11 protein-coding genes, 1 other RNA gene and 1 pseudogene are annotated in these 15,519 nt (G+C 57.0%); 9 read left to right on the top strand and 4 right to left on the bottom strand.

All coding sequences use genetic code 11. The features are described 5' to 3' along the window. The first annotated feature begins 97 nt into the window (after positions 1-97). Positions 98-895, top strand: a complete 798-nt coding sequence (gene fdhD / locus AB5Z05_RS17815; RefSeq protein WP_368152471.1) for a formate dehydrogenase accessory sulfurtransferase FdhD — start codon at positions 98-100, stop codon at positions 893-895. After that, on the top strand, positions 882-3,173 hold the full coding sequence (locus AB5Z05_RS17810) for an FdhF/YdeP family oxidoreductase (RefSeq protein ID WP_368152469.1): 2,292 nt from the start codon (positions 882-884) through the stop codon (positions 3,171-3,173). The genes fdhD and AB5Z05_RS17810 overlap by 14 nt, the downstream gene beginning before the upstream one ends. Positions 3,174-3,337: 164 nt before the next feature. Here AB5Z05_RS17810 and ssrS read toward each other — a convergent pair. Beyond that, positions 3,338-3,519: non-coding RNA, 6S RNA (ssrS, locus tag AB5Z05_RS17805), on the bottom strand. A gap of 16 nt (positions 3,520-3,535) precedes the next feature. After that, positions 3,536-3,868 carry a cell division protein ZapA gene (zapA, locus tag AB5Z05_RS17800; RefSeq protein ID WP_005333910.1) on the bottom strand — a complete coding sequence of 111 codons (333 nt, stop codon included), beginning with the start codon at positions 3,866-3,868 and terminating at the stop codon, positions 3,536-3,538. A gap of 173 nt (positions 3,869-4,041) precedes the next feature. Here zapA and AB5Z05_RS17795 point away from each other — a divergent pair, with 173 nt between their 5' ends. The 7 genes and pseudogenes from AB5Z05_RS17795 to AB5Z05_RS17765 form a co-directional block, all read left to right on the top strand. Next, positions 4,042-4,611 carry a UPF0149 family protein gene (locus AB5Z05_RS17795; RefSeq protein ID WP_368152467.1) on the top strand — a complete coding sequence of 190 codons (570 nt, stop codon included), beginning with the start codon at positions 4,042-4,044 and terminating at the stop codon, positions 4,609-4,611. 177 nt (positions 4,612-4,788) lie between these two features. Beyond that, positions 4,789-6,012 (top strand): 2-octaprenyl-6-methoxyphenyl hydroxylase, encoded by a 1,224-nt coding sequence (gene ubiH, locus AB5Z05_RS17790; RefSeq protein WP_213386362.1) that lies wholly within the window; start codon positions 4,789-4,791, stop codon positions 6,010-6,012. Between the two features lie 136 nt (positions 6,013-6,148). Beyond that, positions 6,149-7,417, top strand: coding sequence for an FAD-dependent 2-octaprenylphenol hydroxylase (locus AB5Z05_RS17785; protein ID WP_368152540.1), 1,269 nt, complete (start codon positions 6,149-6,151; stop codon positions 7,415-7,417). Between the two features lie 416 nt (positions 7,418-7,833). Then, entirely contained in the window at positions 7,834-8,931 is a 1,098-nt protein-coding gene (gene gcvT / locus AB5Z05_RS17780; RefSeq protein WP_058056652.1) for a glycine cleavage system aminomethyltransferase GcvT, read from the top strand. Between the two features lie 84 nt (positions 8,932-9,015). Beyond that, on the top strand, positions 9,016-9,405 hold the full coding sequence (gene gcvH / locus AB5Z05_RS17775; RefSeq protein WP_005333898.1) for a glycine cleavage system protein GcvH: 390 nt from the start codon (positions 9,016-9,018) through the stop codon (positions 9,403-9,405). Between the two features lie 298 nt (positions 9,406-9,703). Further along, the gene (gene gcvP / locus AB5Z05_RS17770; protein WP_368152464.1) at positions 9,704-12,580 is read left to right on the top strand and encodes an aminomethyl-transferring glycine dehydrogenase; all 2,877 of its coding nucleotides are present in this window, start codon (positions 9,704-9,706) and stop codon (positions 12,578-12,580) included. Between the two features lie 411 nt (positions 12,581-12,991). Further along, positions 12,992-13,144: pseudogene (locus tag AB5Z05_RS17765) on the top strand (transposase); the annotation flags it as partial. Between the two features lie 641 nt (positions 13,145-13,785). On the opposite strand, the gene AB5Z05_RS17760 reads toward AB5Z05_RS17765, so the two are convergent. Next, a complete protein-coding gene (locus tag AB5Z05_RS17760) occupies positions 13,786-14,298 on the bottom strand; it encodes a hypothetical protein (protein WP_147746082.1) in 513 nt (170 codons plus the stop codon). After that, positions 14,295-15,155: a transcriptional regulator gene (locus AB5Z05_RS17755; RefSeq protein ID WP_368152461.1), complete on the bottom strand. Its 861-nt coding sequence runs from the start codon at positions 15,153-15,155 to the stop codon at positions 14,295-14,297. The genes AB5Z05_RS17760 and AB5Z05_RS17755 overlap by 4 nt, the downstream gene beginning before the upstream one ends. Between the last annotated feature and the right edge of the window lie 364 nt (positions 15,156-15,519).

Below are 15,519 nucleotides of genomic sequence, written 5' to 3'. Positions count from 1 at the left end.
ATAGAGCAACTCTATCAGGATATAGATTTATTTCATTGGTTTTGCGTCAGTCGCCGCTCTAAACTTGAATGCAGTTTGCATTTTTAGGCCAACCTGCATGCCTGCCCATTCTCCCGTCGCAACCCCCGCCAACTTGCCGTCACTGGATCATCTGGTGGAGGAGATAGCCGTCGCCATCAACATCAATGGCATCAACCATGCTGTGATGATGGCGACCCCGGACGATCTCGACGACTTTGCGGTCGGCTTTCTGTTTGGGGAGGGGATCATCCGGCACAACCACGAGGTCCACGATATCCAGATTGGGCCGGCCGAGCAGGGGATGGTGCTGGACATCACCATCGCCAACCGCTCCCTGGCTGCTTTGACCGAGCACAAGCGCCGGTTGACCGGGGCGACCGGTTGCGGCATCTGCGGCGTGGCGGCGGTAGAGCAGGCGTTGCCCGCCCTGTCGGTGTTGCCGTTGACGCCGCCATTGGATGGGGCCTTGCTGGCGGGGCTGCGTGCGCAGATCGCCCAGTGGCAGCTCAAGGGGCAGCAGCATGGTGCCCTGCATGCGGCGCTGGCGCTGGATGCCGAGGGGCGGATCCTCCACTGCCTGGAAGATATCGGGCGCCATAATGCCCTCGACAAGCTGATCGGCCTGCTGCTGCGTCAGCACCGTGCGTGCGACACCCTGGTGGTGACCAGCCGCTGCGGTAGCGAGCTGGTCCAAAAAGCCGTCCGCTTCGGCGCCCGTCATCTCATCTGCCTGGCATCGCCCAGCCAGCTGGCGGTCAGGTTGGCCCTCAAATACAACCTCAACGTCGTTCATATTCCCAAGTTTGATGCCCCGGTCAGCTATCCGAGCTATCGCCCGGCGGATCCCATCGGAGAGTGCCATGAGTCATATTGAAAAGCCCGCCAAAGCCGGCGGTTTTTCGTCCCTGCAATCCACCATGAAACAGGTGCTGCGCAGCCAGAAGACCCGTCAGAACATCAAGAACCTGCTGCGGGTCAACCAGACCGACGGCTTCGATTGCCCGGGGTGTGCCTGGGGTGACAACGACCACGGCACCTTCCAGTTTTGTGAGAACGGCGCCAAGGCAGTGGCCTGGGAGTCCACCGGCAAGACGGTGGGGGCCGAGTTTTTCGCCGCCCACTCGGTGCGCCAGCTGGCCAGCCAGAGCGACTACTGGCTCGAGTATCAGGGGCGGCTGACCGAGCCGATGCGCTACAATCCGGCGACCGATCACTACGAGTCGATAAGCTGGGATGACGCCTTCACCCTGATTGCCGACACCCTCAAGGGGCTGAATAGCCCGGGCGAGGTGGAGTTCTACACCTCGGGGCGTGCCAGCAACGAAGCTTCCTACCTCTATCAGCTGTTTGGTCGCCTGTTTGGCACCAACAACTTCCCCGACTGCTCCAACATGTGCCACGAGGCGAGCGGGGTAGCGCTGATCCAGTCGGTCGGCATCGGCAAGGGGACTGTGGTGCTGGATGACTTCGACCAGGCTGATGCGGTGTTCGTCTATGGTCAGAATCCGGGTACCAACCACCCGCGCATGATGAATGCCCTGCGTCAGGCGGCGCGCGGCGGCTGCAAGATCGTCAGCTTCAACAACTTGAAAGAGGTGGCGCTGGAGCGCTTTGCCAGCCCGCAGAGCCCGCTCGAGCTGCTGACCCCGGCGGCCACCACCATCAGCCACCAATACCTGACGCCGAAACTGGGTGGCGACATGGCCGCCATCCGTGGCATGGCCAAGTACATCCTGGAAGAGGTGCCAGAGGCGGTGGATCGCGACTTTATCGCCCGCCACACCCGCCACTTTGCCGAGTACGAGGCGCAGATGCGTGCCACCGACTGGGCGGCGATCGAGCAGCAATCCGGCCTGACCCGCGCCGACATCGTGCAGGCTGCCCGGGTATTTGCCGCAAGCCAGCGCATTATCAGTTGTTGGGCCATGGGGGTGACCCAGCACCTGCACTCGGTTGATACCATTCGCGAAATCGTCAACCTGCACCTGATGCGCGGCCAGATTGGCAAGCCGGGGGCGGGGCTCTGTCCGGTACGGGGTCACAGCAACGTGCAGGGCAACCGCACCATGGGGATCAACGAAAAGCCGACCGCCGCCTTTATCGACCGGCTCGAGCATCACCTGCAGGTGAGCCTGCCACGGGCCCGCGGCCACAATGTCTATGAGGCGCTCAAGGCGCTGCACGAAGGCAAGAGCAAAGTACTCATCTCCTTGGGCGGCAACCTGGCTGCAGCGGCGCCCGATACCGACTTCACCTATGGGGCGATGAAAAAGGCAGAGCTCAACGTGCAGATCAGCACCAAGCTCAACCGCAGCCATCTGCAGGTGGGCAATGCAGCGCTGATCCTGCCCTGCCTCGGCCGTACCGAGCTCGATATCCAGCGCAGCGGCAACCAGAAAATCACGGTGGAGGACACCTTCAGCATGGTGCACGCCTCGACCGGCGCAGCCGAGCCGGTGTCGCCCCTCTGCCTCTCCGAGACCGACATAGTTGCGCGGATGGCTCATGCCACCGTGGGCAGCGAGCGGGTCGACTGGCTGGCTCTGCGCGATGACTATGCCCGTATTCGCGATCTCATCGAGCAGACCATCGCCGGCTTTGCCGATTTCAATGCCCGCATCCAGCAGCCGTGCGGTTTTCATCTCGATAACTCCGCGGCGCTATTGACCTGGAATACCGCCAGCGGCAGCGCCGAGTTTCGCGCCAGTACCCTACCGCAATCAGTGTTGCCGGAGTGTACCCGCCATGCCGAACAGATGGCGGATCAGCCGGTACTGCTGCTGCAGAGCCTGCGCTCTCACGATCAGTACAACACTACTATCTACGGCATGGATGACCGCTATCGCGGCATCAAGGGCCAGCGCAACGTAGTGTTCATGAACGAGGCGGATGCTCGCCAGTTTGGCTTTGCCGAAGGGGATCGGGTCGACATGGCGGCCATCTGCAACGATGGGCGCGAGCGCTGCGTGACGGGTTTTGTGGTGGTGATCTACGAGATCCCGCGTGGCAACATCGCGGCCTACTATCCGGAGACGAACCCGCTAGTGCCTATCGACAGTATCGGCGCCGGTTCGTTTACCCCCACCTCCAAGTCCATTCCGGTGCTGGTGACAGCCTCCCGCCAGCCAGAGAACCTGTTGCTGGTCAAATAAAAGCGCTAACGCGACTGGCTGCGCTCACACAGCCTGCACAGTGAATGCGGTGATGCCCCGGGTGAGTTTTTCATCCGGGGCATTTTTCAGCTCTGAAAGGGGTAGGGAGCGTTGATCATCAGGCAAAGAAAAAGCCCGTCACGCTGGTGACGGGCTTTTGCTGTTGGTACCCCGAGATGCCGTTGCCGGTTTGGGCCCTTGAACCGTCGGTTCAAGGCGGGGATCGGATCTGACCGCAGGCTTCTCGGTCGTGCCGAGCATGCGCAATAGCCAGAAGGCAGATCCCCTGTTTGGTATGAATATCGGCTCGGGGACTTGAACCGGCTGACAAACATCCCAGGGAATTTTAAAACGGTTTGCGATTAGGGCTGCTGCCCCTCTTCGCTGGAATCACCATATTGTCCGTGCTCGATCAGGGCCGCTTCGATGGTGCGCTGCAGCATCTTGATCCGCTTGTCCATGGTCTCAGAGTATTGGTGGTTCTTCTCTTTTTCAAGGCAGAGCTCATGACAGAAATTGAGCGCCGCCATGATAGCCAATTGCTCGTTGCTGGAGACTTTGGAACGTTGACGCAGGTCGATCAACTTGTCGGTCAGCTGCTCGGCGGCCTGGCGCAGGGCATCCTGTTGTCCCAAGGGACAGGATACCTTGTAGGGACGTCCCAAAATGACGATTTCTACGGCCTCTGTGCTCATGCCTTCCTCAATACGGCGGAGCTGATTTCCGCCTTTATCCACGTGGACAACTGGGCGGGACTATATAGCGCAGATGCATAAGTTTCAAGGCCTTGCTGGCTCTGCAAGAGGGAGAATGCTAGGATCCTGACCATTAATTCTGCAAATTTGCCTGAACTTTGAGCGGATCCTCTATGAGCAAAACAAACCCCCTTAAATATGCGGCTGTGGCCGACATCATGGAGCAGCATGAGCTGATGGCCAGTGCAGTCGAGGCCCATGGTGTGATCTGCGGTCTGGTGTGTGGTGGTGTGGCACTGGATGAGAAGAGCTGGGTCCCCCATTTCAACGATTTGGTGAACGACGGTTTCGGCCTGCCGGCCCCGGTGCGCCAGGTGATGACCGATCTTTATCACAATGTGGTCGAGAGCCTGATGGCTCAAAAAGGGGTGGAGTTGTTGCTGCCAAGCGATGACACACCCCTCGATGAGCGGATCGATGCGCTGGTGGACTGGTCACAGGCGTTTCTGGCCGGTTTCGGTGTTGTGCAGCAGGAGCTGTCGCGTGCGTCGGAAGAGCTGCAGGAGATGATCCAGGATATCGCCAGCATCACTCAGGTCTCTGCCGAGTTCGATCAGGAAGATGACGAGAACGAAGCCTCCTTCTTGGTGCTCTACGAACACGTCAAGCTGGGGGTCATGATGGCCTTCGAAGAGTTTGGCAAGCGCCCCGATACCCCGAGCGCGCCGCCGACCCTTCATTGAGGTGCGGGTCAACGCGACCCTTACTGAATCTGCAAGAGCGCCTGATGGCGCTCTTTTTTATTCCCTTGTGGTGGCTAACCCTGTGAGGCGCAACCGGTTTTTTGCCGGTGACCTCGCATTCGGCCAGCGGCTTTGTGATAGCATGAGGCCACCTTTTTCACTTCTTCCTCTCTGCTTATGTCTCAATCTGATGTGCAACAGGTCGATGTCACCCTGGTCGGCGGTGGAATGAGCGGTGCCGTGCTGGCCCTCTCGCTGGCAGCCCTGCTTCGATCCGATGGCTCCCCCCTCGAGATCCTGCTGCTGGAGGCAAGCGTCCCCGAACAGCACACCCATTCAGGGTTCGACGCTCGCGCCATTGCGCTCTCGGCCGGTACCTGTGATGCGCTGTTGCGACGCGGACTCTGGTCGCTGTTTGCCCCCCATTGCGCCCCTATTACCCAGATTCATGTCTCGGATCGGGGCCACTTCGGTCAGGCTCGCCTGTCGGCTGCCGAATACGGTCTGCCCGCGCTGGGCCAGGTGATCGAGCTTGCCGCTGCCGGTCATGAGCTGCAACGGGCGATGGCGGCCTCGCCCAATATCCGAGTCTGTTGTCCGGCCCGGGTGAGCGAGATTGTGCCCGATGAGGAGAAGGTGACCCTCACCCTCGAGAGTGGTGAACAGATTGAGACCCGCCTGCTGGTGGCGGCAGACGGCGGCAACTCCTTTGTGCGTCAGCACTTCAAGTTGCCGGTGACCTGCCACGACTTTGAGCAGCACGCCATCATCGCCACGGTCAAAACGGCGCAAGACCCTGAGGGACGCGCCTTCGAGCGTTTTACCGAAGGGGGGCCGTTGGCCCTGCTGCCGATGCAGGAGGGGCTCTCCTCGCTGGTGTGGAGCGTCGGGCAGTATGAGGTGGATGAGCTGATGGCCCTCGATGAGGTGGCGTTTCTTGCTCGTCTGCAGCAGGCCTTTGGCTGGCGGCTCGGCCGCTTCGAGCGATGTGGCGTGCGTCACGTCTATCCGCTCATTCTGACCGCCTGCGACTACCCGTTGGCCCAGCGTACCGTGCTGGTCGGTAATGCCGCCCACGCCCTGCACCCCATCGCCGGACAGGGCTTCAACCTCGGGATGCGGGATCTGGACCTGCTTACCGGCGCCGTAGCCAAGGCGTTGGCAGAGGGGGAGGATATCGGCAGCTTCAAGGTACTGAGTGGCTACTGGCAGCAGCGTCAGCGCGATCAGGAGCAGACCGTCTGGCTCACCTCTTCGCTGGCCCAGCTTTTCTCCAATGGTCACGATCCGCTGGTGGCGGGGCGCAATCTGGCGCTCACCCTGATGGGGCGATTCCCATGCCTCAAGGCACCGCTTGCCTCGCGTACCCTGGGCTTTGTCGCTGATGTGTGCGGCAACTAGCCAGCACTTGTTGAGTGGAACATGTCGACCGGAAGATGGTGACCGCCATTCGTTGAGCAAAACGTAATGAATAAAGAGGGAATGCCTGCGGGCATCCCCTCGCTGGCCAGCCGGTCAGCCCTGAAAGGATGAGATGATGCAGATGCAAAATGTGGATGTGGTGATTGTCGGTGGCGGCATGGTGGGGCTGGGGCTCGCTGCGGCCCTGAAACATAGCGCCCTCAAGGTGCTGGTGGTGGAGGGGCAATTGCCCGACCCGCAGCTGGGGGAGGTGGCCGATAACCGGGTCAGCGCCCTGAGTCTGGCCAGCCAGCAGACCCTGCGCCATGTCAGCGCCTGGGACGGCATTGAAGCGCGCCGCCTGCAGGCCTACGACAAGATGGCGGTGTGGGAGCAGGACAGTTTTGGCCATATCGACTTCGATGCCGCCAGCCTGCGTCAGTCCAACCTCGGCCATATCGTCGAGAATCGGGTGATCCAGCTGGCGCTGCTTGAGGCAATTGAAGGTGCCAGCAATATCCAGTTGCTGACCCCCGCCAGAGCCAAGAGTCTGCAGAGCGGCCCGGCGGGCGCCCTGCTGCTTCTTGAAGATGGTCAGGCCATCTCGGCCAAACTGGTGGTGGCTGCCGATGGCGCCCACTCCTGGGTGCGCCGTCAGGCTGATATCCCGCTTACCAGCTGGGATTATGGCCACCACGCGCTGGTGGCGACGGTGCGCTGCGCCGAACCCCATGAAGCTGTTGCTCGCCAGATCTTCACCCCGGATGGCCCGCTAGCCTTTTTGCCGCTGTGGCAGGAGAACCTCTGTTCCATCGTCTGGTCGCTGCCTGCGGCCCGCGCCGAGGCGCTCTGCACCTGCGATGACGAGCAGTTCAATCGCCAGCTTACCGCCGCCTTCGATGCCCGGCTCGGTCTGTGCAAGGTGGAGGGGCCGCGCAGCGCGATTCCTCTTACCGCCCGCTATGCCCGCGACTTTGCCCGCGAGCGGCTGGTGCTGGTGGGAGATGCCGCCCACACCATCCACCCGCTGGCGGGGCAGGGGGTCAACCTTGGCCTGCTGGATGCTGCCGCGCTGGCGGAGCAGATCTTGCAAAATCATGCCGCGGGTGAGGATATCGGCCTGCTCGCCAACCTGCGCAGCTACGAGCGCTGGCGCAAGAGCGAAGCGGCTCGCATGCTGGCGGCGATGGAGGGGCTCAAGCGGCTGTTCAGCGGGGCCAACCCGCTCAAGAAGCTGGTGCGGGGCGTCGGGTTGCGCGCGGCCAATCTGCTGACGCCCTTCAAGGAGGGGGTGATCCGCGCCGCTATGGGGCTGGAGGGCGAGTTGCCCGCATTGGCCCGTCCTGACTGGGCTGTTGCTGCGACCAAGGGCAGTGCCATGCAGGCCAAGGGTGAAAAAAACTAATATTACTCGCCGTTTTTGACAACAAAAGTAATCCGACAAGGCTGATGACCCATTTTGGGTGTCAGCCTTTAATTTTGCTCTGAAGCGAAACGTTTTTCTGCAAATTGTGACGAAACGGTAAAAATCAAAATTTAATCTCGCCTGAGTCGGCTTATGGCTGTTTTTATCACTGCATTTATCTTAGTGTCTGGAGTCAGTTTTACGGGAGGGGATTAGTTTTTTTTGAGCGGCACGCTCGCCTGCTTGTCATATAATCCGCTCCGTTCAAGGAATCCCTCTTGCCTGGCAAGGGCAGGAGCGAGCACACACTTTTGGATCCGGTCGCTTTTTGCTGTACGTAGTGCAGTCAGAGCGGTGGCGCGGGTCGCAAGGGTGGTCGCCAAAGCGAAAAGGCTTTTTGCTAAGGAAAGAATGCGATGATCCAGACTACTGTACTGCATCCCAAACACCTGGAAGCCGGCGCCAAGATGGTGGACTTCCACGGTTGGGAAATGCCCATCAACTACGGCTCCCAGCTGGAAGAGCACCACGCGGTGCGCAGCGATGCCGGCATGTTTGATGTCTCCCACATGACCATCGTCGATTTGACCGGCGAACGGGTCAAAGCCTTTCTGCAACACCTGCTGGCCAACGATGTGGCCAAACTCACTGCCCCCGGCAAGGCCCTCTACAGCGGCATGCTCAATCCGGAAGGCGGCGTGATCGATGACCTCATCACCTATTACCTGACCGATACCTTCTACCGGCTGGTGGTCAACTCCGCTACCCGCGAGAAGGATCTGGCCTGGATCCGCCATCACGCCATCGATTTCGATATCACAGTGACCGAGCGTCCCGAGCTTGCGATGATTGCGGTGCAGGGCCCCAACGCCAAGGTCAAGGCTGCTGCTGTGCTGAGCGCCGCTCAGCGTACCGCCGTGGTGGGGATGAAACCCTTCTTCGGCGTGCAGGCTGGCGATCTCTTTATCGCCACCACCGGTTACACCGGCGAAGATGGTTATGAAATCGTGGTGCCGCAAGAGAAAGCCTGTGAGCTGTGGCAAGCGCTGCTGGATAACGGCGTCGCCCCGTGCGGCCTCGGTGCCCGCGATACCCTGCGCCTAGAAGCGGGGATGAACCTCTACGGTCAGGACATGGACGAGTCAATCTCTCCGCTTGCCGCCAACATGGCCTGGACCATCGCCTGGGAGCCGAGCGATCGCAACTTCATCGGCCGCGACGTGCTGGAAGCGCAGAAAGCGGCGGGCAATCAGCCCAAGCTGGTTGGTCTGGTGATGGAAGAGAAAGGGGTGCTGCGTGCCGGCATGCCGGTTACCTTCACCGCGGCAAACGGTGAGAAGCGGGAAGGTGTGATCACCTCCGGCTCTTTCTCCCCCACCCTGGGCTACAGTATTGCCCTGGCACGGGTGCCCCGTGATATCGGTGAACTGGCCGAGGTGGAGATCCGCAAGAAGCTGGTCACCGTGAAGGTCACCAAGCCTGCTTTCGTCCGTAACGGCCAGAAGCTGGTTTAATACCGTCTTGGGGGAGGGCAGTGCCTCCCCCATCGCTTTTCATATTCGTTTTTAAACGCGACTCAAAGATCAAAGGAAGCACAAATGAGCCATATCCCGAGCGAACTGAAATATGCCACTTCCCACGAGTGGATCCGTGTTGAAGCCAACGGCGAGGCCGTGGTCGGTATCACCGAACACGCCCAGGAGCTGCTGGGTGACATGGTGTTTGTCGAGCTGCCGGAAGTGGGCAAGCAGGTCAGTGCCGGTGACGACTGCGCCGTGGCCGAGTCGGTCAAGGCGGCCTCCGATATCTACAGCCCGGTGAGTGGCGAGATCATTGCCGTCAACGAAGAGCTGGAAGGGAGCCCCGAGCTGGTCAACTCTGACCCCTACAGCGCTGGCTGGCTGTTCCGCATCAAGCTCGATGACGAGAGCGAGCTGGCCAACCTGCTGGATGCCGAAGGCTACCAGAACGTGGTGGACGAAGAGTAATGCCCCCGGGCCCTGCCAACACAGCAGGGCCCCTTTGTATGACCGCCAGCCGGGCAAGCACCGGCCGGTGGAAGGGTGAAGTCGCCCGCGCTTGCCGTTTGCCAGCCTGGGAGCCTAGGGGCAAACAGGCCGGTTCGCAACAAGGCGATCCCCTCTCGATGCTGCCGCAGCATCCGGTGCCGCGCCCTGTCTGCGGGACCCAGAACATGAGTGGAGTCGGTATCAGCCGACGATCAGGAACATCAGGTCTTGGTTATCAGGATGTCATGCCAGGACTTATTTATCAGGAAATAGGGAAATGACCCAGTCACTGTTTGAACTCGAGCAAAAAACCGATTTTGTCCGCCGCCATATCGGCCCGGGCGAGGAAGAGCTGCGCCAGCTGCTGGCGACCGTCGGGGCCGAAAGCCTGGACGATTTGATTGAACAGACCGTGCCCGCCGCCATTCGCCTGCCGGGCCCGCTGGGGATCGGTGCCGGCATGACCGAAGTGGAGGCGCTGGCCAAGCTCAGGGGCTATGCCGCTCAGAACAAGATTGCCAAGAGCTACATCGGCATGGGTTATCACGATACCCATGTGCCCCACGTCATTTTGCGCAACGTGCTGGAAAACCCGGGCTGGTATACCGCTTACACCCCGTACCAGCCCGAGCTGGCGCAGGGCCGTCTCGAAGCCCTGCTCAACTTCCAGCAGCTGACGCTGGATCTCACAGGCATGGATCTGGCAAGCGCCTCCCTGCTGGATGAAGCGACCGCCGCCGCCGAGGCGATGGCGCTGGCCAAACGGATGGCCAAGTCCAAATCCAACCTCTTCTTTGTGGCCGATGACGTGCACCCGCAGGTGATCGACGTGGTCAAGGAGCGCGCGGTTCACTTCGGTTTCGACGTGGCGGTTGGCGCTGCGAGCGATGCAGTGAGCGAAGAGGTGTTCGGGGCCCTGTTCCAGTACCCCACCACCACAGGTGAGGTGAAAGATCTGCGTGCCCTGATTGCCGCGGTACAGGCCCAGAAAGGGCTGGCCTGCGTCAGCGCCGATCTGCTCTCCCTGCTGCTGCTCAAATCCCCGGGTGAGCTGGGTGCCGACGTGGTGTTGGGCTCCGCCCAGCGCTTTGGTGTGCCCATGGGTTACGGTGGCCCCCACGCCGCCTTCTTCGCCACCCGCGATGCCTACAAGCGCTCCATGCCGGGCCGCATTATCGGCGTCTCCAAGGATGCCCGCGGCAAGGCTGCGCTGCGCATGGCGATGCAGACCCGCGAGCAGCACATCCGCCGCGAGAAGGCCAACTCCAACATCTGTACCGCTCAGGTGCTGCTGGCCAACATGGCGAGCTTCTACGCCGTCTACCACGGCCCGGTGGGGCTGAAAACCATCGCCTCCCGCGTGCACCGTCTCACTACCATTCTGGCGCTTGGCCTCAAGGCCAAGGGTGTGGCTCTCAAGCATGCCAGCTGGTTCGATACCCTGACCGTGCAGACGGCAGATAAAGCAGCACTCATTGCCAAGGCCGAGGGGCTCGGCATCAACCTGCGTGCAGACCTCGACGGTGCGGTAGGGGTGTCGCTCTCGGAAACCACCACCCGCGGCGATGTGGCCGAGCTGTTCGAACTGTTCCTGGGCGCAGGCCACGGCTTGGATATCGAGGCCCTCGACCAGTCGGCTCAGGCCCATCACGCCATCCCGCAGGATCTGCTGCGCACCGACGCCGTGCTGACCCACGAGGTGTTCAACAAGTACCACTCCGAAACCGAGATGCTGCGTTATATCCACCGTCTCGAAGCCAAAGATCTGGCGCTCAACTACGCCATGATTTCGCTCGGCTCCTGCACCATGAAGCTCAACGCCACCGCCGAGATGATCCCGGTGACCTGGCCCGAGTTCGGCAAGTTGCACCCGTTCGCCCCGCTCGCACAGGCCAGGGGCTACCAGCTGCTGCTGGCCGACCTCGAAAACTGGCTAGTGAAGGTGACCGGTTACGATGCGGTCTGCATGCAGCCCAACTCAGGTGCTCAGGGCGAATACGCAGGTCTGCTCGCCATCAAGAAGTACCACGAATCCCGCGGCGAGGGACATCGCGATATCTGCCTCATTCCGGCTTCTGCCCACGGTACCAACCCGGCCTCTGCCCAGATGGCGGGGCTCAAGGTGATCGTCACCGCCTGTGACAAGTCCGGCAACGTGGATCTCGACGACTTGCGCGCCAAGGCCGCCGAGGCGGGGGATCAGCTCTCCTGTCTGATGGTGACCTACCCCTCCACCCACGGGGTGTATGAGGAGACCATCAAGGAGGTGTGCGACATCGTTCACCAGCACGGTGGTCAGGTCTATCTGGACGGCGCCAATATGAACGCGCAAGTTGGATTGACGGCACCGGGCTTTATCGGGGCGGACGTCTCTCACCTCAACCTGCACAAGACCTTTGCCATTCCTCACGGCGGTGGCGGCCCGGGCATGGGCCCCATCGGTGTGAAGAAGCATCTGGCACCGTTCGTGGCTGGTCACGCCGTGGTCAAGACCGACAAGGAGAGCCGCAACAACGGCGCCGTGTCGGCTGCACCGTTTGGTTCGGCCAGCATCCTGCCCATCAGCTGGATGTACATCGCCATGCTGGGTGACGAGGGGCTGAAGAGATCCACTCAGGTGGCCATCCTCAACGCCAACTACCTGGCCAAGAAGCTGGGGGAATCCTTCCCGGTGCTCTATTCCGGACGTAACGGTCGGGTGGCCCACGAGTGCATTCTGGATATCCGTCCGCTCAAGGAGGCTTCCGGCATCAGCGAGATGGACGTAGCCAAGCGGCTGATGGACTACGGCTTCCACGCGCCGACCATGAGCTTCCCGGTAGCGGGCACCCTGATGGTCGAACCGACCGAGTCGGAATCCAAGCGCGAGCTGGACCGCTTCGTCGAGGCGATGACGTCCATCCGCGCCGAGATTGCCAAGGTGCAGGAGGGGCAGTGGAGCCTCTCCGACAACCCGCTGGTCCATGCGCCGCACACCCAGGACGATGTGATGGATGCAGAGTGGTCCCGTGGCTACAGCCGCGCCGAGGCGGTCTTCCCGTCCGACGCCGTGCGCGCCGCCAAGTTGTGGCCCTCTGTGAACCGCATCGACGACGTCTACGGCGATCGCAACCTGTTCTGCTCCTGTATCCCGACTGAGGATTACGCCAAGTAAGTGGCGTTTAGTGATCACGATCATTTAAGTTGGAAACCGTGACATTGAAGTTGGAAACAAGCAATTAAGTTGGAAACTACTAGGGCCCTGCAATCAGAGGGCCCTTTTTCTACTACTGCTAGGAATTCACAAGATTACATAATGTGCTAACTTGCGGCTGTGCGAGCAGGTGGCTTTCAGGCAAGGTCAGAGTTGTTAGCAAAATCGATGACGTTTGAAGGGAACGGAGGGGGCTGTGATCTGATCACCACCATCCCCTTCCACTTTTCATAATGGGTTAATCGCTTCACCCCATCACCAACAGGTCTCTGATGAAGCGTGGCTCATTCACCTTCAAGGCTGTGTTCTTAAGATATAATCTCAAATCTTCTCAAAAACTTAAGACACTATGCAGTGTCCTGTCGTTACCAGTTGAGCGATGCTCAATGGGGACTAATCGAGCCCCTTTTTCCATATCACCACATAACCTGACGTCGTACTTGCGATCCACGTCAGGTGCTCGATGGTATTATCTGGATACTCTATACCGGTGCTCCTCGGCGAGACCTCCCAGAACGTTTTGGTCTACAACACCTTTCGACGTTGGAAGAGCATTGGTCGCATTGATGCCATCTTGAAGCGCTGCAACTGCATATCAATGAAGAAGGACTTATCGACTTCGACCTGTGTGGCATTGACGGCTCGAATGTCAGGACATCCAGAAATGTTGTCCGAGGGCTTAAAAAATTTCTGTTAATCAGGCGCTTGGTTGCTCGCGTGGCGGTTTCGGCAGCAAAATCCACTTGGTCACTGATGGTAATGATTTACCGCTGGAGTTCTGCTCTTCACCGGGGCAATCAGTGGAAATCAGATATGCGACAAGTGCGTTGGCCATGGTAAGGATACCGACCTTATCAGGCCGTTATCGCACGCGGCCAGCGGATCTTGTCTCAGATAGACCTATAGCAGCAGAGCTTTGCGGGCAGAACTCCGGCGCAGAAGGATAAAAGTGGTCATCCCGCTGCGTAGCGACAAGAAGCGGTACCATAAGGGACGTCCACTGGTGTTAGACAAAGCTAGTTATCGTAGGAGAAATGTTGTCTTGCTTGAGAGGCCCCTCTCGTTCGATATTAACCATTTTTCTGACTTGTTATCTCTAACGGGTGGTAAGTAACTGTTGGCTGATAAACAATTTTGAGAGATATTATGATAATAAGAATTTTTTATTATTCAGATGATGTATGTGAATAAAGAATAAATTCATCACTTTGCTCTCGCTTAATTATTTTCATATGTGAGTCATTATAAATAACTTTGATTGAGTTTTTATTCTCCATTCCATCTCTACCAACCTGTGTCAGATATGCTCTGATTCTTGATAGGTCTGAAACCTCATTGCCTTCACCATCTTGAATTGTCTTATAAATAATATAAACCTCTCCATCGTGGCTATTTATTTCATAGTGACCATGAGATTTGAATTTCGCTGTACCCTTAATACTGCTTCCGGTCAGATAAAGTGTAGAGGCAAAGTTCAATTCATTAATGATCACATGCCACACTTCGTGCCAGTTGGAACTTTCTCTGAATTTGTATATCTCTGCAAAAGAATCTTCGGTCTTTGGTGCTGATGAGAAAGAAATTAAATTCTTGTATTCTGCCCGCTCTACAAGTCTAATACTAACTAAATAAATTGAGATGGATAAAACCAAAAGTATGCAGGTAACTTTGCTTTTCATTTTTTCATGTCCGACACAATATAATTAACAATAATGTCATGGCTATACTTTTTTTTATCAAAACTGTAGTTAATGCCATTATTAACTAGTTCTCTTTTATGGAGACTGATAACTATGGACACACCGCTATCATCATAAAAAATTGCTTCCCCAGGTTGCATAACAAGCTCTATTTGAGCGAGCCAATTTGGGGGGATGAGTGTTTTTTTATGGATTATATCAATCCCATTAGAAGTCTGAGTTTTTATATACCCATTATCTATATAGAAATCAGTCGAGTTGGACATATAGAGGTAATGTATGTTTTTGCACGAAATAATCACAAAAAACATGGTTAGAAACCAGCATGGAAAATAGAAGAAATTGCTGGAACTTAATTGTTTTGTTTTTATCCATTCGAAACTATTTGTTGTTTTTCCTATATCGTCTCCCTTTCCACCATGATCGTTGGCTGACTCTACAGGTTGTGCTTCAAATGCATCCTGTAATAAGGGGGGATCAATCGTGGCTAATGTTATCTCATTTTCAATAATATTGACCTCACCAACATATTTATATCCCATTCTTGGTGCTGTAATTATAATGTCTTCATCTACACCACATTTTTTTATGGATAGGCGCAGGTTGGATATCGTTTTCGCAACAGATGAATTCGCAACCACTCGTCCACCCCAAGCGTAAGTCAATAGTTGCTCTTTACTAATGACTTTTCCGTGAGAGTTTAGAAACATCTCAAGTATTTTTGACTCAGTGTATGAGAGTGAGACTGATATATCATCACCAATATTTTTTATTTCATGTCTTATAGAATCAAAATATACACCATTGAATAGATAAACTGTTTTTTGTTCGGTCATTCTAGATACTCATTAAGCCACCCATGCTTCCAATTAAGTTTAACCACAATATTTTAAAAATCAACAGATTATTAGTGTTTTCTTATGCTCTCTATATATTCAACATGCAGAGTAACTGCTTTTTAAAGTATATGGTGTTTCGATTATGCAAATGTGCAGACATGCTCATGCGCTTCTAGCTAAAGCACATTTTGAGTTAATTCGTGTTGTGAAATCCATTTAGAATGAATGGAGATATTTACACACAAAGCACGCAATCTTGGTTAAGTTGTTGTTTTTAAACTAAATTTATTATTTTCTGAGGTTCTTTTTTTGGGATTTAATTAGATTTTTATTGGTGGTTTTTCTTTTTTTTAGATGGGGG

It is taken from the genome of Aeromonas sp. R2-4, assembly GCF_040908365.1.
GTDB classification, from domain to species: Bacteria; Pseudomonadota; Gammaproteobacteria; order Enterobacterales; family Aeromonadaceae; genus Aeromonas; species Aeromonas veronii.
The sequence above is the reverse complement of the archived record's forward strand: the minus strand, read 5'-3'. Positions and strand labels throughout refer to the sequence as shown.

What these genes read in the sequence shown, in the direction of transcription:
- fdhD (WP_368152471.1), top strand. Translation starts at nt 98, where the DNA reads ATGCCTGCCCATTCTCCCGTCGCAACCCCCGCCAACTTGCCGTCACTG.
- AB5Z05_RS17810 (WP_368152469.1), top strand. Translation starts at nt 882, where the DNA reads ATGAGTCATATTGAAAAGCCCGCCAAAGCCGGCGGTTTTTCGTCCCTG.
- zapA (WP_005333910.1), bottom strand. Translation starts at nt 3,868, where the DNA reads ATGAGCACAGAGGCCGTAGAAATCGTCATTTTGGGACGTCCCTACAAG.
- AB5Z05_RS17795 (WP_368152467.1), top strand. Translation starts at nt 4,042, where the DNA reads ATGAGCAAAACAAACCCCCTTAAATATGCGGCTGTGGCCGACATCATG.
- ubiH (WP_213386362.1), top strand. Translation starts at nt 4,789, where the DNA reads ATGTCTCAATCTGATGTGCAACAGGTCGATGTCACCCTGGTCGGCGGT.
- AB5Z05_RS17785 (WP_368152540.1), top strand. Translation starts at nt 6,149, where the DNA reads ATGCAGATGCAAAATGTGGATGTGGTGATTGTCGGTGGCGGCATGGTG.
- gcvT (WP_058056652.1), top strand. Translation starts at nt 7,834, where the DNA reads ATGATCCAGACTACTGTACTGCATCCCAAACACCTGGAAGCCGGCGCC.
- gcvH (WP_005333898.1), top strand. Translation starts at nt 9,016, where the DNA reads ATGAGCCATATCCCGAGCGAACTGAAATATGCCACTTCCCACGAGTGG.
- gcvP (WP_368152464.1), top strand. Translation starts at nt 9,704, where the DNA reads ATGACCCAGTCACTGTTTGAACTCGAGCAAAAAACCGATTTTGTCCGC.
- AB5Z05_RS17760 (WP_147746082.1), bottom strand. Translation starts at nt 14,298, where the DNA reads ATGAAAAGCAAAGTTACCTGCATACTTTTGGTTTTATCCATCTCAATT.
- AB5Z05_RS17755 (WP_368152461.1), bottom strand. Translation starts at nt 15,155, where the DNA reads ATGACCGAACAAAAAACAGTTTATCTATTCAATGGTGTATATTTTGAT.